The 18,802-nt window shown below is 61.1% G+C and carries 12 protein-coding genes and 3 tRNA genes; 11 read left to right on the top strand and 4 right to left on the bottom strand.

Annotated elements, in window-relative coordinates; translation table 11 throughout:
- Positions 1 to 602: 602 nt before the first annotated feature.
- Complete coding sequence (locus H2170_04900; GenBank protein MCS6299423.1) at positions 603 to 1,679, bottom strand: acyltransferase; 1,077 nt, start codon at positions 1,677 to 1,679, stop codon at positions 603 to 605.
- 287 nt (positions 1,680 to 1,966) lie between these two features.
- Positions 1,967 to 2,848 carry an alpha/beta hydrolase gene (locus H2170_04895; GenBank protein MCS6299422.1) on the bottom strand — a complete coding sequence of 294 codons (882 nt, stop codon included), beginning with the start codon at positions 2,846 to 2,848 and terminating at the stop codon, positions 1,967 to 1,969.
- Positions 2,849 to 2,899: 51 nt separating this feature from the next.
- On the opposite strand from H2170_04895, the gene H2170_04890 reads away from it, so the two are divergent.
- On the top strand, positions 2,900 to 5,527 hold the full coding sequence (locus H2170_04890) for an ATP-dependent RNA helicase (protein MCS6299421.1): 2,628 nt from the start codon (positions 2,900 to 2,902) through the stop codon (positions 5,525 to 5,527).
- A 452-nt stretch (positions 5,528 to 5,979) separates the two neighbouring features.
- A complete protein-coding gene (locus tag H2170_04885) occupies positions 5,980 to 6,450 on the top strand; it encodes a hypothetical protein (GenBank protein ID MCS6299420.1) in 471 nt (156 codons plus the stop codon).
- A gap of 303 nt (positions 6,451 to 6,753) precedes the next feature.
- Here the strand turns inward: H2170_04885 and leuB are convergent, their stop codons facing one another.
- The gene (gene leuB, locus H2170_04880; GenBank protein MCS6299419.1) at positions 6,754 to 7,857 is read right to left on the bottom strand and encodes a 3-isopropylmalate dehydrogenase; all 1,104 of its coding nucleotides are present in this window, start codon (positions 7,855 to 7,857) and stop codon (positions 6,754 to 6,756) included.
- A gap of 166 nt (positions 7,858 to 8,023) precedes the next feature.
- On the opposite strand from leuB, the gene H2170_04875 reads away from it, so the two are divergent.
- Positions 8,024 to 8,659 carry an MBL fold metallo-hydrolase gene (locus H2170_04875; GenBank protein MCS6299418.1) on the top strand — a complete coding sequence of 212 codons (636 nt, stop codon included), beginning with the start codon at positions 8,024 to 8,026 and terminating at the stop codon, positions 8,657 to 8,659.
- A gap of 87 nt (positions 8,660 to 8,746) precedes the next feature.
- Positions 8,747 to 9,880, top strand: a complete 1,134-nt coding sequence (ribD, locus tag H2170_04870) for a bifunctional diaminohydroxyphosphoribosylaminopyrimidine deaminase/5-amino-6-(5-phosphoribosylamino)uracil reductase RibD (protein MCS6299417.1) — start codon at positions 8,747 to 8,749, stop codon at positions 9,878 to 9,880.
- 313 nt (positions 9,881 to 10,193) lie between these two features.
- Here ribD and H2170_04865 read toward each other — a convergent pair whose 3' ends face one another.
- Positions 10,194 to 11,681, bottom strand: a complete 1,488-nt coding sequence (locus H2170_04865) for a TonB-dependent receptor (protein MCS6299416.1) — start codon at positions 11,679 to 11,681, stop codon at positions 10,194 to 10,196.
- A 484-nt stretch (positions 11,682 to 12,165) separates the two neighbouring features.
- Between H2170_04865 and sppA the strand changes: the two genes are divergently transcribed.
- The 7 genes from sppA (at position 12,166) to H2170_04830 (ending at position 18,778) form a co-directional block, all read left to right on the top strand.
- Positions 12,166 to 13,962 carry a signal peptide peptidase SppA gene (gene sppA, locus H2170_04860; GenBank protein ID MCS6299415.1) on the top strand — a complete coding sequence of 599 codons (1,797 nt, stop codon included), beginning with the start codon at positions 12,166 to 12,168 and terminating at the stop codon, positions 13,960 to 13,962.
- An 18-nt stretch (positions 13,963 to 13,980) separates the two neighbouring features.
- Positions 13,981 to 14,526 carry a DUF59 domain-containing protein gene (locus H2170_04855; protein MCS6299414.1) on the top strand — a complete coding sequence of 182 codons (546 nt, stop codon included), beginning with the start codon at positions 13,981 to 13,983 and terminating at the stop codon, positions 14,524 to 14,526.
- 250 nt (positions 14,527 to 14,776) lie between these two features.
- Positions 14,777 to 14,851, top strand: a tRNA-Lys gene (locus H2170_04850).
- A gap of 87 nt (positions 14,852 to 14,938) precedes the next feature.
- Positions 14,939 to 15,013: transfer RNA gene (locus tag H2170_04845), tRNA-Thr, on the top strand.
- A gap of 38 nt (positions 15,014 to 15,051) precedes the next feature.
- Positions 15,052 to 15,125 (top strand) — tRNA-Gln (locus H2170_04840).
- Between the two features lie 505 nt (positions 15,126 to 15,630).
- Positions 15,631 to 18,015 carry a DEAD/DEAH box helicase family protein gene (locus H2170_04835; protein MCS6299413.1) on the top strand — a complete coding sequence of 795 codons (2,385 nt, stop codon included), beginning with the start codon at positions 15,631 to 15,633 and terminating at the stop codon, positions 18,013 to 18,015.
- Positions 18,016 to 18,040: 25 nt separating this feature from the next.
- On the top strand, positions 18,041 to 18,778 hold the full coding sequence (locus H2170_04830; protein ID MCS6299412.1) for a DUF3800 domain-containing protein: 738 nt from the start codon (positions 18,041 to 18,043) through the stop codon (positions 18,776 to 18,778).
- Positions 18,779 to 18,802 lie beyond the last annotated feature (24 nt).

Below are 18,802 nucleotides of genomic sequence, written 5' to 3'. Positions count from 1 at the left end.
AGGTTTCCGGTGGGTAAAAGCGACGGTCACGGACTCAATCCGTTAACCCCTTCTGGGCCCTAATTCTGCTTTGCTAAATCTGGTACGGAAGTGCCCACCCCATGAGCGCTTCGCCGATTTTTTGGCCGGGGACGGCCAACACAAAAGAATCCATCCATTTGTCTTGTTGGTAATGTAGGGTTTTGGCCGTCCCTGGCCAATTTGCCTCTTCTTGATCGCGAATGATTACAACCAGCTCGATGCTTGGTCGCCCTCAGGCTACCTACCTAAATCGTCGAGGAACCTGATGAATAACACTTGACGCCCCCCCCCCCGAAATAATCGGGCAAGTTGCACTGAATAATGCAGCGAGTGGATGAGCGAACGAGAAGATGCCCAGTAGATTGCGCAAGATCGCGCCGACCCACTCAGGCGTTCCAGATTAAACCGAGAAAAAGTATTTGAACCACAGATTGCACGGAATGCACAGATTACCAAGGCGTTATAGCATCCTCATGCACACCACAGGGGTGAGTTGCATTCTAGCGGGGAATAGTATGCAAGTTTATCTATCCGTGCTATCTGTGCAATCCGTGGTTAAATTCAACTGCCGGATTGAGAGGTTAAGGCGATGCCGAGGTCGGTTGGCTGGCGGCCGCCTGTTCGGTCGCGCTGTTGGATTTGGTCTGCGGCCAGCGGCTCGACCACAGCGGGCGGCGCTGATCATAGCCGTAGCCGATGGTTTGTTCGATATACCGGTTCATCATCCACGAAACGGCCAAGATGGGGAGAAACGATGCCCACAAGAGCCTGTCGTCGCTTGCCCCTGACCAGCCCAGGCAGGCCGCAACCACCACGGCAACATGGTAGTGGCACAGGTAGATTGGGTAGGACAGGTTGCCGAGTCGGCGGTCCCACTCGACCCAGCGAGGCGAGCTGCGCAGGCCGGCGAGGGCGAGAATCAGGTAGCTGGAGAAAATCGTATTGATGTAGAGCGGTACCACTGAGTGGTCTTTAAAAAGCGCGGGGCGGATGGCTTCGAATACGAAGGGAGCAACCAACAGCACGCACACCAATGGGATGCGCAGGCGGGTGAAACCACGCAGTTGTTTTTGGAAATGGAACAGGCAGCAGCCAGCACCGTAGCAGATCGCCGCATTCTGGAACGTGGTGTAGACCTCCATCAACCCCACGCCGCGCACGACATGAGAGAGCGCATACACGACTCCGGAAGCGAACCACCCCAGGGTGAGCCAACGGTAACGGGCGAACGGGAAAAATATCAGCACGCAGAAGAACAGTTCACGGAAGATGGTCCACGCTTGGGGCACCAGTTTGGGCGTCCGCATGTGCCAACCCCAAATGAAGATGTTTTCAAACCAGTCCATGACGCCGACGGGCATGCCTAAATCACCCTTGGTAAGCGCATCGGCACGTTGGCTGAGGATGGGGAACTGCAGCATGACCACCGCGCAACCCACCATGGCAAGGTAGGGCGGGTAGATGCGTAAAAAGCGGTTGGTCGCAAAGTCGGCTAGGCCGGCCGGTGACAGCGTGTATTTCTTGGTGATGACCAGCGTCATCAAGAAACCGCTCAACGTGTAAAAAGCATAAACCGAATACCAGCCGATCACATGGCGTCCGGTGAGGTGGAAATCGACGACCAATAACGCGAGCGCGAGTCTGAATGTGCCGAACATGACGCATCTTCTCACCGCCGATGGAAATCGCGAATAGGGTGATATTCTACCGCGGATGCCGTGCGTTTCACGGCATCCGTGCGCCGTGTGGGGTGCACTAGTAGGTAGTAATATTTAAAGTGTCTGATCGTAAGTAGTGCGGTGCTTCAGCCCGCATCGGCGATCGAGCCAGAAATGCCCGCAAACTTGCGGGCTAAAGCACCGTATTACTTACCTTCCACTCACGCTTAGGCGTCCCCGCTGTAAACTGGCATATGCCGCCCGTGCAGACCGGCCAACCGATTTACTCAGCGTGCGGGTGCACTCAAAAACCCGCGCTGGCCGAACCAATTGAGGCAAGCGGTGTCCCAGGGCGGGGCGCCCGAGCCATGCGCCGGCAGGCCGAGGCCGTGTTTACCTTTTTGGTAGATGTGCAGGTCGAAGGGCACCTTGGCTCGGCTGAGTGCCGAGGCGAACAGCAGCGAGTTCTCCACCGGCACGGCTTGGTCTTCGGCCGTGTGCCAGATAAAACAAGGCGGGGTTTGCGCGGTGACCTGCTGCTCGTTGGACAGAAATTTAACGAGGTCTGCGGGTGGGTTTTTACCGAGCAGGTTATTCTTAGATCCTTGGTTCGTGTAGGTCTCCAAGGTGATCACTGGGTAACACAAAATGCCGAGATCGGGGCGGGAGCTTTCCCGTTCGATCGGATCGGTGGCGTCGGCTTGGCCGTCGTCGAAGTGGGTGAGCAGGGTCGAGGCGAGGTGGCCTCCAGCCGAGGAACCGATGATGCCGATGCGGGTGGGATCGAGTCCGTCGCGGCGTGCCCATGCGCGTACGGTGCGCAGGCTGCGCGCGGCGTCGTTGAGCATGACCGGGTGGCGATAACCGTGGGAGCTGAGGCGGTATTGCAAAACGTAACAGGTGACGCCTTGGGCCACCAACCACTCGGCGTAGCCTTTGCCCTCGTGGGGTGCCAAGGCGCCGTAGCCGCCGCCGGGAAGGATCAACATCGTCGCGCCGTTGCGTTTTTCGGCGGTCGGCAGGAAGGCGGTGAGCGTGGGGATGTCCTGCGGTTTGTCACCGAGGGCACCGGGAGCGGCGGAGGGCCAGAGGGGCAGGGGAGCGGCGTGCATAGGGAGGGCGTTGATCAAGAAAAGACCGGCGGTGGCCAGCAGGGTACGAATCAACATGCGCCGAAGCTGGACATGGGGGCGTAGCCGGAAAACAAGAATCTAAACGAAATGCCTGTTTCTCCGCGCGACCTTCCCATCTACGAACTCGAATCCGCCCTCCTGGCGAGTCTGCGCGCGCAGGGCCGGATCATCGTGCAGGCCCCCACCGGCTCGGGTAAATCCACCCAGCTGCCACAGATGCTCCACGCCCACGGGTTTCTGGAAAAGGGCGAGGTCGTCGTCCTCCAGCCGCGACGGCTCGCCGCACGCATGTTGGCCAAACGCGTGGCCGAGGAGATGCGCTGCGAGCTCGGCGCAGAGGTCGGTTACCAAATCCGCCTGGAATCGCGGGTGTCGGCGCGCACCAAGATCCGCTTTGTCACCGAGGGAATTCTCCTGCGGCAGATGTCCTTCGACGCCACGCTCAAGGGCATCTCGGCGCTCATTTTTGACGAATTTCACGAGCGGCACCTGTACGGTGACATCTCGCTGGCGCGCGCTTTGCAGATCCAGCAAACCACCCGCCCCGACCTGAAAATCGTGGTCATGTCGGCGACGCTCGACGCCGTGGTGTTAAAATCGTACCTCGCCCCGTGCGACGTACTCACTTCGCAAGGACGCAGTTTCCCGGTGGTCATCGAATACCAGCCGAAGGCGGTTAACTTCGATCAAGAACCAGTGTGGGAGGCGGCCGCCCGCGAGTGCGTCCGCATCGCCAACCGAACCGAGGGCGACTTTTTGGTGTTCATGCCCGGCTCCTACGAGATCAACCGGACCTTGCAGGCGTTGCAGGTGCAGCGCGATCTGCGCGACTTCGTGATTTTCCCGCTGCACGGCGAATTGCCGCCCGAGCAGCAGGACCGCGCCGTGTCGCGCTACGAGCAGCGCAAGATCATCGTCTCGACCAACGTCGCGGAAACCTCGCTGACGATCGACGGCGTCACCGTGGTGATCGACTGCGGCCTGGCCCGCGTCGCGCGCTTCGATCCCAACCGCGGGATCAACACCCTGCTCATCGAAAAAGTCTCCCAGGCCAGCGCCGACCAACGCGCCGGTCGTGCCGGTCGCACCGCGCCGGGTGTGTGCGTGCGCCTGTGGACCGAGCGCGAGCATGCGCAGCGGGCGTTGCAGGAGTTGCCCGAGGTGCGCCGCCTCGATCTGTCCGAAGTGGTGCTGACGCTCAAAGCCAGCGGCATCGACGACATCGCGGCGTTTCCCTGGCTGGAAAAGCCGGAGCCGAAGGCGCTCGAGCGCGCCGAGATGTTGCTGGCTGATTTGGGTGCGCTCGGAAGGGGAGGAGTAGGCGGACGTAATCATGGGCGGGACGCCCGATTCACGGACCAAGCCCATGGGCGGGACGCCCATGCCACTTCGTCGCTGTCGATCACCGAGACCGGCCGGCGCATGCTGCGCTTTCCGGTGCACCCGCGTTATGCGCGCATGCTGCTGGAGGCGGACGCGCGCGGTTGCGTGCGCACGGTGGCGTTGATGGCCTCGCTGACCCAGGGCCGCTCGTTTCTGATGCGTGGGGCAACCCGGGATGTCGACGAAGCCCGTGACGACCTTTTGGGCGAGGAAACCGAGAGCGACTTTTTCCTGCTGATGCGGGCGTGGCGCTACGCCGAACACGCCAGCTACTCCGTCGATGCCTGCCGGCGGTTGGGCATCCACGCCCAGGGCGCACGCCAAGTGGGGCCGTTGTTCAAACAGTTCTTGGAAATCGCCGCCAAGGAGGGCCTCGACGTGAGCGAGCCGGCCCTCGACAGCACGGCGGTGCGCAAGTGCGTGCTGGCGGGCTTTTCCGACCAGCTCGCCAAGCGTCTCGATGCAGGCACGCTGCGCTGCGACTTGGTGCACAACCGCCGCGGCATGCTCGCCCGTGAAAGCGCGGTGCAAAAGGCCGCCTTGCTGGTGGCTGCCGAGATCAGCGAAGTCGAGGGGCGCGGCGGCGAGGTCAGTGTGTTGCTCTCCCTCGGCACCGCCATCGAGGAAGCGTGGCTCAAGGAGCTATTCCCGGCGGATTACCGCGACGCGGTCGGCGTGGTCTATGATGAGTCAGCGCGGCGGGTGATCGCGCGGCGTGAGCGGCGCTTTCGCGACCTCGTGTTGGAGTCGAAGCTCACCGCCGACGAACCGCCGCCGAGTGATGCGGCGGCGCTGCTGGCCCGCGAAGTGTTGGCGGGTAACATCATTCTCACCGAGTGGAACGAGGCGGTGGACCAGTGGATCGTGCGGGTGAACCGCCTCGCCGAGTGGTTTCCCGAGCTGGAAGTCACGCCGATCACCGAGGCCGACCGCGCCACGTTGGTCGAGCAGGTGTGTTATGGCAGCTACGGGGCGCGCGAGCTGAAGGACAAGCCGGTCATGCCGGCGTTGCGCGACTGGCTGCGCCCCGAGCAACTCGCGGTGCTCGACGATTACCTGCCGGAAAAACTGACGATGGGCAACGGGCGCAAAGCGCGCCTGACCTACCACAAGGAAGGCCCGCCGGTATTGAGCGCGCGGATTCAGGAACTGTTCGGCGTCGATGGCCGCTTCACCATCGCCCACGGGCGGGTGGCGGTGAAGTTTGAGGTGCTCGCGCCCAACCATCGCGCGATTCAGGTCACCGACGACCTGACGAGTTTTTGGCGCGACATGTACCCGAAGGTGAAAGCCGAACTCTCGCGGCGTTACCCGCGCCACGAGTGGCGCTGAGGGGGGGCGCGGCCCCAACTCTTTCTCTTTCCTCTTTATCTTAATCGTTCTCCCGCAAAGGCGATCTGCCGCTACAAGCTCCTGACGAACGAGAACGATTAAGCGCAATGCCTGTAAGGCATTCCTAAAAGTACCATAACCGACACAGCAGCAATCCCATGGGCGAGACGCCCATGCCACGTCAATCCCATGGGCGGGACGCCCATGCTACGTCCGGACGGGGCCGAGTGCCTTGGGCGTCCCGCCCTTTCATCGGCTCGTAACGTGGCATGGGCGTCTCGCCCATGGTCTTGATTTAGAGGTGATTAAATCTATCTTGGCCATGCCTTACAGGCATTGCGATTAAGCGAATGAGAACGAGTCGAGCCCTCGCTACGCCGATCTCCTTCAATCCGAAAGGCCGGGGCCCGAAGCTTGTCAGGTGCCGGGTGTCCGGTTCCGATAGCGGCCGCATGACGCTGTCCATCCACACCCGCAGGCAACTGGGCTATGCCGAGGGTTATTTGCTCCTCGGTTTGAAGACCGAGGCGGCCGAAGCGTTGGGCGAAATCACCCAACCTGAGCGCGACGCGACGCCGGTGTTGGTCATGGCGCTGACGGTGCACACCGAGCGGGCCGATTGGGCAAACGCGGCCCGCGTCGGGGCCGTCGTGTGTGGCCGTGAGCCGCAGGAAGCGGGGCACTGGATCCAGTGGGCCTACGCCACCCGCCGGCATAGTGGGATTTTGGATGCACGGACGATTTTAATGCACGGGCTCGGTCTTCATCCGCTTGAGCCGATGCTGCACTTCAACCTCGCCTGTTATGAGGCGCAGTTGGGCAACCTCGAGGACGCGCGGGCGTTTCTTGAAACTGCCTGCGGTCTCGACAAGGCCTTCGTGAAATTGGCGCAAACGGACGACGATCTCGCTCCTCTGCGCTAGTGCTTTAGTGGCAGCGGCGGGCGCTTGGAGTAGCGCAGACTTCCAGTCTGCCTTCTCTCTCGGAGCAGACTGGAAGTCCGCGCTACTTCAATCGGCTACATGTTAAATTAAAACGCCACGAAGAGTGTGGCCTTGAGCGTGAGCTCAAGGCTGCCGCAAACCTCGTAGTCCACTCCGCCCCCTCGGCGTGTTCACGAAACGGGCGACGGAGTGGGCGTGGATCGAAACCACAGTTCAGGCCGATCTTGGTGGTCGGAACTGCGACCACCCCGATACGCGCCAGCCGGCAGTTTATGCGCCAACTCAGAGGTTGGCGATGATGGCGTCGGCCATCGCCTTGGTGCCGACGACCGGCTTGCCGAAGGCGATGTCGCCGGTGCGAATGCCGTCGGTGGCGACGGTCTTGCGCACGGCTTTTTCGATACGGGTCGCAATGGCGTCGAGGCCGAAGCTGTAACGCAGCATCAGCGCAACCGAGAGCACCTGAGCGCAGGGGTTGGCGATGCCTTTGCCTGCGATGTCAGGCGCGGTGCCACCGGCGGGTTCAAACAGGCCGTAGGGCAAGCCCAGCGAGTTTTTGCCCGTCCCGAGCGATGCTGAGGACAACATGCCGAGCGAGCCGCAGATGACCGCCATCTCGTCGGAGAGGATGTCGCCGAACATGTTTTCGGTGAACAGCACGTCGAACTGGTTCGGATCGCGGGCGAGCTGCATCGCGGCGTTGTCCACGTACATGTGGCTGAGAGCGATGTCGGGGTGGTGTTTGGCGAAATAGGCGGTGACCACCTTGCGCCACAGCACAGAGGTTTCCAGCACGTTGGCCTTGTCCACCGAGCAGACCTTGCGCCCGCGGGCCTTGGCGGTGACGGCGGCGACCTCGGCGATGCGCTCGATCTCGGAGGTTTTGTAAACCATCGTGTCGACGGCCTGCTCTTCACCGTTGGGGAGGACCGTGGTGGTCTTCGGCAGACCGAAATAGATGCCGCCGGTCAGCTCGCGGATGCAAACGATGTCGATGCCGTTGGGGATGCGCTCGGTCTTGAGCGGCGAGGCGTCGGTCAAGTCGGAGTAGAGCAGGCCGGGGCGGATGTTGGCGAACAGGTTGAAGGCCTTGCGCAGGGGCAGGAGGGCGGCGCGCTCGGGCTGTTCCTTGGGCGGGAGTTTTTCCCACTTCGGACCGCCGACCGAGCCGAAGAGGATGGCGTCGGCCTGTTGGCAGATCGCCAGGGTGGAGTCGGGCAAGGCCTTGCCGTGGTTGTCGATACCCGCGCCGCCGACATCGGCGATTTGGTAGGAAAGGGTCAGGTTTTCCTGTTTGGCGACGTGGTCGAGCACGCGCAGGGCCTCGGTCATGACCTCGGGCCCGATGTAGTCTCCAGGAAGAACGGCGAATTTAAGGGTCGGCATAAAGGGGGACGACTAAGCAAGGGCGACGCGGCGCTGGCAAGTGGGGAAGTGGGGGCGAGTGCTGGCGGGCGCTTCCAAGCTTTTGAGCACAGGGCGGCACCCGCCCGCGTCGTCCGAGGTTTTATCGGATTGCGGCCGGGGGGATTCCGGTTGTTTTTGCCGGGATATGAAACTGCATGTGTTGCCCTCTGGTCCGATTGAGACGAACGCCTTTTTGCTGACCGCCTCCGCCCGGGGTGAGGCTGTTTTGATCGATGCTCCTGGTGATATTTGGGACTTGGTTGAACCTATTTTGGCCGAGGAAAAATGCCGCTTGGTGGAGCTTTGGCTCACCCATGGGCACTGGGACCACACGCAGGATGCCGCAAAAGTGGTGCGGGCTAGCGGCGCCAAGACGCGCGGCCACCTGGCCGATAAAGCGATGTTTGAGACGCCGCAAATGATGTCGGCGTTTTTGGGCGGTCGCATCAAATTAGAGCCCTTGCAGATCGACCATTGGGTCGCCCAAGGCGACCGCTTTGAGGCACTGGGGCGAACCGTCGAAGTGCGTCATGTGCCCGGGCATTGCCCCGGCAACGTGCTGTTTTACTTCGCCAAAGAAGGTGCGGCGTTTGTGGGCGATGCCCTGTTTGCAGGCAGCATCGGGCGCACCGACTTCCCCGGCTGCGGGCTTGAAATTTTGCTCAACTCCATTCGCACGCAGATTTATACGTTGCCGGATGCGACCGCGGTGTATCCGGGGCACGGATCTGCCACCACCGTGGGCACCGAAAAACGCACCAACCCGCACGTGCGCGGCTAAGTTTTGCCCGCATTAGTTTAAAATACCCGCGGCTGACGTTTCTTCCCTGGTTCAATGATGAGCGCGCTTAATCTCGATGAGTTTTTCATGCTCCGCGCGCTTAGCGTGGCTCGGCAGGCCTGGGGTTGTACGCATCCCAATCCGCTGGTGGGCGCGGTAATCGTCGAGAACGGCCAGGTAGTGGCCGAGGGGTTTCACGCGCAGGACGGGGGCCCCCATGCCGAGCGCGTGGCGTTGGCCGCGCTGGGGCGACCTCCGGCCCCGGGGGCAACCTTGTATGTTACCTTGGAGCCGTGCTCGACCCACGGCCGCACCGGGGCGTGTTGCGACGCCATTCGTGCTGCCGGAATTCGCCGCGTAGTGGTGGGCGCGACCGATCCGAACCCGGCCCATGCGGGGCAGGGCTTTGAGCTGCTTCGGGCGGCCGGTGTAGAGGTGCTCACCGGCGTGATGGCTGCCGAGTGCGCGGACCTGAATTTGATTTTCAACCACACGATTGTGACGGGCGGCCCGTTGCTGGCGGCCAAGGTGGCGAGCACCCTCGACGGTAAGATCGCCTGCAGGTCGGGGGAATCGAAGTGGATAACCGGTGAAGCGGCGCGGGCCGATGTGCATCATTGGCGCCGGTATTTTCCCGGCATCGCCGCTGGGGCGATGACCGTTTTGAAGGACAATCCCCGCCTGACGGCCCGCGCGCCCGATGGTTCGATCTGGTGCCCTCTGCGTTTTGTCTTCGATGGGCTTTTGCGCACGGTGAGCAACGCCCACCTGCCGCACGTTTATACTGATGAGTACCGGTCGCGTACCATCGTTGTGACTACGCCCCACGGCGGCATGGGCTACGTGCGAAAACTCCGGGATCTGGGCGTGCAGGTTTGGGTGATGGATACCCCGACGCAGCGGGTGAATTTCGCTGATTTTCGCCGCCGCTGTACCGAGCAAAAGGTGGCGGGGGTCTATTTCGAAGGTGGCGCACAGTTAATCAGTGAGCTGCTGCGTTCGAGGCAACTCGACTACCTGTTCGCCTACCGGGCGCCGGTGTTGTTTGCCGACGAAAAGGCCAAGGGCATGTTCACGGGGTTACGCCCGGACGTGGTGGCGCAAGCGGTGCGCCTGGCCGACGTGCGCCATGCGACGTTTGGCGACGACTCCCTGATGCGGGGGCGTGTCACTTATCCCGAGAAGCTGGCGCTGGATGAAGCGCCCATCGGGGGCCGATAACGCGGTCTGGGTGGAATGGCACTGAGTTAGGCCCGACCGCCCCAACGGGGCTCTCTACCACAGCCTAGGGCAACGCCCTAGGAATCATGGTGTAAAGTGCACAAGCCCTGAAGGGGCGATCTAATCAGGACGGACGATAGCGCCCTTAACTAAGCGCCATTCCGGTCTGGGTGTATCTATAGCCATAGCGGAATCGGATTTTTGCCGCAAAAGAACGCAGGGATCGCAAAGACAATCTCGATCCCGACGCCTCTTTGCGCTCTCTGCGATCTTTTGCGGCTACACTTCCGGGGCGGGAATCCGCTAACGCCACTCAGGGCGACTTCGGTGGAACGTAACCGAACAGGCGGCGCTCCTTGATCGCGTCCGCCACGGGACGCGGAACCATTTTTTCCCAGCTGGCGTCACCGCGACTGATGCGTTGCAAGACATCGCGGGAGTAAATGCTCATGATCGCCGGCGAGAAGCCTTTGATGCTTTCGATGTAGTGGTTTTCGATCAAGTGGCTGTAAAGGTGGCGCAGGTGCGGCTCAACTTGCATGTTTTCCGCAGTGATCAGGTCTTCGGTAGCCGCGATCGGCACCGGCACGTTTACGCCTGCACCGCCGCTGTTTTCTACGGCGCGGTGGTAGTCATAGGCGTGCGGATTCATCGGGTAGATGTAGAGCTTCACCCCGTTTTTAAACAGACGGCCAAAACTCTCCAGAATTCCGCCGGGGAGTTCCTCGTAGTATTTCTCGTTGAAGATCGCCTGCAGTGAACTGACCCCAAGCGCCACGCCGATCATCTCTTGGGTGTAGCGCCGGAAGTAGGCGATGAGGCGGTAGTATTCGGAGTAGTCCGAGATGAGCACATTGAACCCGATGGCCCCGAGTAAATCGACGCGGGAAAGGAAGTCGGTGGCATCCAGTTCGCCCGAGGCGAGCAGGTTGTTCATGGTGATTTCCATGAGCAGGACCAACTCCTGGTTTTGCACCTTGGGCTCCTGCGTGAATTGGGCACACGCGCAGGCGAGCATGTCCGCGTTGACCAAGGTGACCGGCCGGAAACTGCCGCGCTCCACGAGCACGGCCTTTTTGTAGAGAAACTCGGAGGGCTGGAGCACCCGGCCGCCATTGCCAAACATGACCGCGTTGGTGAGTTTATGGCGCACCAGGTGCAGCGACATGAGGCGGTTATCAATGTCGCCAAATGCGGGGCCGGTCATACGCAGCATGTCCACCTCGATGCGGTCGGCTCCGACTGAATCGAGCAGCGACTTGATGAGCTCCTCGGGCTGATCTCGAAGGTAAAATGCCCCGTAAATGAGGTTGGTGCCGACGATGCCCAGCGCCTGTTGTTGGAGCAGGTTGTCCTTATCCCACATGCGCACATGGATCATGATGTCGCTGGGGGGGCCAAAGGGCTCGGTCTGGAAGCGAACGCCCATCCAGCCGTGGCATTCGTTGGTCCCGCGGAAATTGCGGGCGGCAACGGTGTCGGCAAACACGAAGAAGGTGGTGGTGGCGCCGCGTTTTTCGCCCAGGCGTTCGTTGAGCAGTTTGTACTCATGGCTGAGCATCAGCTCGAGCCGTTCATGTGAGACATAACGCGGGGCCTTGCCGTAGATCATGTCGCTAAACGTCATGTCGTAGGCCGACATCGATTTGGCGATGGTGCCGGCGGCTCCCCCCACTTGGAAGAACACCCGTGCGACTTCCTGACCTGCGCCGATTTCGGCGAACGTGCCGTATTTGAGTTCGTCGAGATTGATCCTGAGCGCCTTGCGGCTGGGAGTGGGCTTGTCAGTGGAGTTGGGCATCTTTGGATCGGATTAAATGAGCGGCAACGCGGTGATACGGTGGGCGGGCTAATGACTGCAATAAACCCAGGGGCCTGACGGCTGGGTGCTTTCGGTGCCTTTGTTTCTGGTTTTAATAAGCCCTAGTGCAAGTGTTTATCCCCTGTAGCGCGGGGGGGCGAATGCCCGCTTGATCGCATGCATGGGAATACTCATTCGCGATCACGATGCTCTTAACTCAATCGGTTCCTGGGGTGGATGCGTTTGGGCAAACACCCTGAGCTCACGCTCAAGGCCACAAGGCGTGTGTTCACAACGAGTGTGGCCGTGAGCGTGAGTTCAAGAATGCCGCCTCAACTTGAATGCTACTGAGTATAATGCACTCAACTCGGGTGGGGGGAAATCGGGGCGCCGCACGCCAGTTGGGCGGCGCCCCGTCCTCATATAGCTGGCTGACGCGAAAAGCTTTGGCAGTGCCCCGAGCGGCTAGTTAAGGTGCTTTTTTATGAAGAATTTCTTTGCCTCCTTCCTTGGCACGCTGGCGGGCTTGGCCTTCGCGGTCACGGGTCTTCTGCTGGTGTCGTGCGGCATTCTGTTTTTGGCCTCTGCGTTTGAAGAAAAGGCCGTCGCCGTGGCCCCTGGCACTTATCTGGTGTTCGATCTTGGCGCCAACATCACGGATGCCCCGCCCGAGTTTGATGGCGCGGGGCTCGGCTCGCTGTTTGCCAGCGACAAAGCCCAGTCGGTCCAGTTGCGCACGGTGACCCGCGCATTGAAGGCGGCGGCCACCGACCCGCATATCGCCGGGGTGGTCATGCTCGGCAGCCTTTCGCCCAGCGGCTACGGCACGGGTTTTGCGGTGTTGTCTGAGGTGCGTGCGGCATTGGCGACCTTTCGGGCCTCGGGTAAACCGGTGGTTGCCTACTTGGATTTCGCGACCACTCGCGACCTCTATTTGGCGGCCGGCTCCACCGACTTGGTGCTGGATCCTTATGGCTCGCTGGTGGTGCCCGGTCTGGCCAGCGAACCGACTTTTTATGCAGGGGCCTTTGAGCGTTTCGGGGTGGGCGTGCAGGTGACCAAGGTGGGCGATTACAAATCCTACGCCGAACCCTTCGTGCGCAAGGATCTCAGCCCGGCCAATCGCGAGCAGATGGAGAAACTGCTTGGCGATCTCTGGGGTGATCTGCGCGGGGATATCGCCGCCGACCGCAAACAGCCTGCGGCCAAGTTGCAGGAGTTAATCGATGCCGAGGGCGTGATCCGGCCCGAGTCCGCGCTAAAGGCGCATCTGGTCGACCGGCTGGCCTATCGTGACGAGGTGTTGGAGCAGCTCAAAAAAGCCACTGGGGTGACCGATCCGGCTGATGCGTTTAAACAGGTTACGCTCACGGACTATGCCCGCTCTTTGCCGGCGCCCAAGTCCAGCCCCGCGCATCAGGTCGCGGTTATTTATGCGGAAGGCGCCATCGTCGACGGTGAAGGTGAGGGGGACGAGGTCGGCGGGGCGCGTTTTGCCCGCGAGCTGCGTGCGCTGCGCCAGGACGACGACGTGAAGGCCATCGTTTTGCGCGTGAACAGCCCCGGCGGTTCAGCCACGGCTTCGGAGCACATTCAGCGCGAGCTACGGCTCGCGGCGGAGGACAAGCCGGTGATCGTTTCCATGGGCAGTTACGCAGCCTCGGGAGGGTATTGGATTTCCGCTTACGGCGACCGGATCTTTGCCGAGCCGACCACCATAACCGGGTCGATTGGCGTGGTGGGTATCCACTTTGACGTACAAAAAATGGCGAACCAGTTGGGCGTGACGTGGGACAGCGTGAAGACCGGGCGCTACGCGGATATTTTCACCATTTCGCGGCCCAAAACCGAAGGTGAACTGGCGGTTTTTCAGGGCATGGTGGAGTGGATCTACGGGGAGTTCATCCGCAAGGTAGCCGAGGGGCGCGAACTTGAGCCGGCCGAGGTCCGCCGCATCGCGGGCGGGCGGGTGTGGTCGGGGCGCGAGGCGCTTAAGCTCGGCCTGGTCGATGAACTGGGCGGACTCGACGCCGCGATTGCATACGCGGCAAAGGCTGCGGCGGTGGAGGCGGATTATCAACTCACCGAGTTTCCGCAGTCGCTGACTTTTCCTGAGATGTTGCAGAGTTGGCTGGAGAACGTGCGGCCGATGGAGAGTTCCCATCGGGGCCTGATTTCGCAGGTCATCGAGGGCCTGAAGTCGGAGGCCAAGGTGTTGGGACAGTTCAATGACCCGCGCGGGATCTACGCGCGTTTGCCGCTGGAGATAAACGTCCGCTGAACCATTTTAACCATTCTTATGAAATCTGACTACACTCTGACTCGCGCCATTCCGGCCACGCTGATTCCTGCCGGTGACGCCGTGACATTGGCTGAAGGCACCCACGCCCACGTCATGCAGACGTTGGGCGGGAGCGTCACGGTGCGCACCGACCGGGGGCTTTTTCGCATCAACCGTGAGCATGCGGACGCGCTCAGCGGCTTTGATTTGGCGAAGCTGGGCGGCGAGGTGACTGCGGTGGCTACCGGCGAGTTCAGTGAGGCGGCGGTATGGGCGGCAATGAAGACCTGTTTCGACCCGGAAATCCCCGTGAACATCGTTGATCTGGGCCTCATTTATGATCTCAGCGTGGAGTCGACTGCGACGGGCGGACACGTGCTGGAGGTGAAGATGACGCTGACCGCGCCGGGTTGCGGCATGGGGCCGGTGATTGCGGAAGATGCGCGGCAGAAAATTGCGGCGCTGCCGACGGTCGAGTCGGCCAAGGTGCACATCGTCTGGGATCCGATTTGGACCCCGCAGATGATCTCCCCGGCTGGGCGACAAGCGCTCGGGTTGGAATGAGCGGTGTCGTTGCGCCCCTGCGACAGGGTGGGGGCGATGATGCGTTTTTTGGGTGATTGAGGTGGAGGCGAACAGCGCATGGCGCGGAGGCGGTTTTTCCTGAAGAAAAAACGCCGCTGGGCCCTTGGGATTTCGCGTTCGGGCGACTTCGTTTCCTCGGGTGGGGTGGGTGCGAACAGGGGCGTTAAAAAAAACAAAAAGGTCGTTGACAAACAGCTGGGTAATTCGAGTGTCTGATCTTTCGTTTTTAGGTTTCCTAGCTCAATGGTAGAGCAGTTGACTCTTAATCAATTGGTTCCGGGTTCGAGTCCCGGGGGAACCACCAAATTTTCCGCCCGAGGCGCAAGCCGAGGGCGGTTTTAGTTGTCAGGCATTGTTCTTTAAATCTCTTTGTCGTGTCGGTTTTCCTTTTGCCGGCGTAGCTCAATGGTAGAGCACCTGTTTTGTAAACAGGCGGTTGCGGGTTCGAATCCCATCGCCGGCTCCAACTTGGGTGCGTTCCCGCCCCCGCACGATTTTCCTTACTGCTCGATGGTGTAATGGTAGCACAAGCGACTCTGACTCGCTTAGTCTAGGTTCGATCCCTAGTCGGGCAGCCATTCTTTTATAAACCCCGTTTCTCCTTCGAGATGCGGGGTTTTTTTGTTCTCCAGATGCGTAGAAAGTGAGAACGGAAACGGGGTAAAGTGAGAACTGTTTGGGGTTTTCTCCAACCCAGCCGAAATACACTAACGTTCCCTCTCTCAACTTTTTTGGTGCCCATATGCAAGGGGCGAAATCCTGCCGCTTGCTTTTCATGCCAGCGACATCACCTGCAACAGTTCTGGCCGATAGGGTAGTGCCCGACAGAACTGACACAACCACGCTTCAGCGAAGCAGCAGCCCGCGTGGCGTCATGAAGTTTCGTTGGGGCGACCGATTCCTCACCTGTAAATCCCCCGCGCATTTCCCCCAACCCCAGCGTTGCTCACCGCGCTCCCCCTACTCACAAACCTCCGCATCCATGGCGCGCGCTAAGTCTTCCACCACCCCGTCCCCCGCCGCTTCCGCCCCGGCTCGCGCCACGCCCCTCCACATCAATCCATCCGCCCGCCCGTCCGCCGCATGAACAAAAAAGCCCTCACGGAAACGGACATCCGGACCAAGTTCATCACCCCGGCGCTGGTTGCGCCCACCGGTGCCGGCTGGGACCTGATGACCCAAATCCGCGAGGAGGCCTATTTCACCAAGGGCCGCGTCATTGTTCGCGGCAAACTGGTTTCACGCGGTGAGGCCAAGAAGGCCGACTACATCCTCTCCTACAAACCGAACCTCCCGCTCGCCGTCATCGAGGCCAAGGACAACACCCACACCGTCGGCGCGGGCATGCAGCAGGCCCTCGATTACGCCGAAACCCTCGATGTCCCCTTCGCCTACAGCTCCAACGGCGACGCCTTCCTGGAGCACGACCGCACCGTCACCAGCGGCCCGGTGACCCGCGAAATCCCCCTCAACCAGTTCCCTTCGCCCGAGCAACTCTGGACCCGCTACCGCGCCGCCAAGGGTTACTCCGCCGACCAGACCGCCATCGCCACCCAGGACTACTACGACGACGGCTCCCGCAAGTCCCTGCGTTACTACCAACTGGTCGCCATTAACCGCACCGTGGACGCCATCGCTCGCGGCGAAAAACGCATCCTGCTGGTCATGGCCACCGGCACCGGCAAGACCTACACCGCCTTCCAAATCATCTGGCGGCTGTGGAAGTCCGGGGCCAAGAAACGCATCCTCTTCCTCGTCGATCGCAACATTCTCGCCGACCAGACCAAGACCAACGATTTCAAACCGTTCGGTCAGGCGATGACCAAGATCACCAATCGCACCGTCGACAAGGCCTTCGAGATCTACCTCTGCCTCTATCAAGCCGTCACCGGCACCGAGGAGGAGCAGAACATCTACACCCAATTCTCCCCCGACTTTTTCGACCTCATCGTGGTGGACGAGTGCCACCGTGGCAGCGCCGCCGATGATGCCGCTTGGCGCAAGGTTTTGGATTACTTCACCTCGGCCACCCAGATCGGCCTCACCGCCACGCCGAAGGAGACCAAGGACGTCTCCAACATCGAATACTTCGGCGCGCCCATCTACACTTACTCGCTGCGCCAGGGCATCGCCGACGGCTTCCTCGCCCCCTACAAAGTGGTCCGCATAGGCATCGACAAAGACCTCGACGGCTGGCGTCCCGAGTCCGGCCAGACCGACAAACACGGCCAACTCATTGAGGACCGCGAGTACAACGACCGCGACTTCGACCGCACCGTCATCCTGGAAAAACGCACCGCCCTGGTCGCCGCCAAGGTCACCGAGTTCCTCCGCGCCACCAACCGGTACGCCAAGACCATCATTTTCTGCGAGAACATCGACCACGCCGAGCGCATGCGCCAAGCCCTGGTCAACGCCAACCCCGACCTCGCCGCCGCCAACCCCAAATACGTCATGCGCATCACCGGCGACAATGACGAGGGCAAGGCCCAGCTCGATAACTTCATCGACCCCGAGTCCACCTACCCGGTCATCGCCTGCACCTCCCGCCTGATGAGCACCGGCGTCGATGCCCAGACTTGCCAACTGATCGTCCTCGACCGCCGCATCGCCTCGATGACCGAGTTCAAGCAGATCATCGGCCGAGGCACCCGCATCAACGAGGACTACCAAAAACTCTTCTTCACCATCATGGATTTCAAACGGGCCACCGCCCTCTTTGCCGATCCCGATTTCGATGGTGATCCCGTGCAAATCTACGAACCCGGTGCCGACGATCCCGTGGTCCCGCCCGCCGACACCCCGCCGCCTCCCTTCGACGACACCTGCGCCGAAGACCCGTCCTCCACCGGCCTCGGCTCCGATCCCTTCACCGGCACCACCGGCCCGACCGGCGGCAAACCCACCCGTTACGTCGTCCATGATGTCGAGGTCCGCGTCGCCACCGAGCGCGTCCAATACCTCGACGCCAACGGCAAGCTGATCACCGAGTCCCTCCGCGACTACTCCCGCAAAACCCTCCGCCAGACCTACGCCTCCCTCGACGCCTTCCTCGCCATCTGGCGCGACGCCGACAAAAAGCAGGCCATCCTGGAAGAGCTCGCAACCCAGGGTGTTTTCCTCGACGAACTCGCCGCCGCCGTCGGCCGCGATTACGACGCCTTCGACCTCGTCTGCCACGTCGCCTTTGACCAGCCGCCGCTCACCCGGAAGGAACGCGCCACCCAGGTAAAAAAGCGCAACGTCTTCGGCAAGTACGGCGACAAGGCCCGCGCCGTCCTCGACGCGCTCCTCCAGAAATACGCCGATAGCGGCATCACCAGCGTGGAGTCCCTCGAAATCCTCAAAGTCGATCCGCTCTCCAAGTTCGGCACGCCGATCGAAATCGTCACCCTTTTTGGCGGCAAGCCCGCCTACCTCGCGGCCATCCGCGAACTCGAAACCGCCCTCTACCAGAAAGCGGCCTAACATGAACACCCCTGCGGCATCGCCTATTCCCTACGGCGACTACCTCGTTTATGTGGACGAAAGTGGCGACCACGAACTCACCAAGATCGACCCCCAATACCCCGTCTTCGTTCTCCTGTTCTGTATCATTCGCAAGGACGACTACCTCGCACAGGTCTGCCCCGACCTCCAGCGGTTCAAATTCGAGTTCTGGGGGCACGACGAGGTTGTCCTCCATGAGCATGAGATTCGCAAACCCCACGGCCACTTTCTCTTTCTCCTGCAAAAACCCCTTCGCGAGCGGTTCCTCTCGCGGCTAAGCGATCTTATGGTGGCGCTCCCCGCCACGGTCGTCGCCGTGGTCATCGACAAACCAGCCCTGGTTGCAAGCTACCACACCCATATCGGCCCCTACGACTACGCCATGGAAGTCGGGCTCGAGCGCGTCTTTCGTGAACTTGATGATCGTGGCCAAGGCGGCAAAACCACCCCGGTGATTGTCGAATGCCGGGGCCGGAAGGAAGACTGCGAACTCGAGTTGGCTTTTCGTCGCGTCTGCGATGGGGCCAACGCGCTTCACCGCCCGCTGCCTTTTTCCTTAGCCATGGTTCCAAAGTCCGCCAATTCCTCCGGTCTGCAACTCACCGATCTCATGGCCCGCCCCGTTGGCTTAAAACACCTGCGCCCCACCCAGCCAAACCGCGCCTTCGACATCATCGAGTCCAAGCTCTGGCGCAGTCCGTCCGGCAAAATCGAGGGCTGGGGCATCAAGCATCTGCCCTAGAAATGCGAAAGGCCTCCGGGAAAT

Origin of the sequence: Opitutus sp. (assembly GCA_024998815.1) — a bacterium.
In the GTDB taxonomy this organism is placed as follows: Bacteria; Verrucomicrobiota; Verrucomicrobiia; order Opitutales; family Opitutaceae; genus Rariglobus.
Note: the sequence above shows the minus strand (reverse complement) of the source record. Positions and strands in the feature narration are given on the sequence as shown.

What these genes read in the sequence shown, in the direction of transcription:
- H2170_04900 (MCS6299423.1), bottom strand. Translation starts at nt 1,679, where the DNA reads ATGTTCGGCACATTCAGACTCGCGCTCGCGTTATTGGTCGTCGATTTC.
- H2170_04895 (MCS6299422.1), bottom strand. Translation starts at nt 2,848, where the DNA reads ATGTTGATTCGTACCCTGCTGGCCACCGCCGGTCTTTTCTTGATCAAC.
- H2170_04890 (MCS6299421.1), top strand. Translation starts at nt 2,900, where the DNA reads ATGCCTGTTTCTCCGCGCGACCTTCCCATCTACGAACTCGAATCCGCC.
- H2170_04885 (MCS6299420.1), top strand. Translation starts at nt 5,980, where the DNA reads ATGACGCTGTCCATCCACACCCGCAGGCAACTGGGCTATGCCGAGGGT.
- leuB (MCS6299419.1), bottom strand. Translation starts at nt 7,857, where the DNA reads ATGCCGACCCTTAAATTCGCCGTTCTTCCTGGAGACTACATCGGGCCC.
- H2170_04875 (MCS6299418.1), top strand. Translation starts at nt 8,024, where the DNA reads ATGAAACTGCATGTGTTGCCCTCTGGTCCGATTGAGACGAACGCCTTT.
- ribD (MCS6299417.1), top strand. Translation starts at nt 8,747, where the DNA reads ATGCTCCGCGCGCTTAGCGTGGCTCGGCAGGCCTGGGGTTGTACGCAT.
- H2170_04865 (MCS6299416.1), bottom strand. Translation starts at nt 11,681, where the DNA reads ATGCCCAACTCCACTGACAAGCCCACTCCCAGCCGCAAGGCGCTCAGG.
- sppA (MCS6299415.1), top strand. Translation starts at nt 12,166, where the DNA reads ATGAAGAATTTCTTTGCCTCCTTCCTTGGCACGCTGGCGGGCTTGGCC.
- H2170_04855 (MCS6299414.1), top strand. Translation starts at nt 13,981, where the DNA reads ATGAAATCTGACTACACTCTGACTCGCGCCATTCCGGCCACGCTGATT.
- H2170_04835 (MCS6299413.1), top strand. Translation starts at nt 15,631, where the DNA reads ATGAACAAAAAAGCCCTCACGGAAACGGACATCCGGACCAAGTTCATC.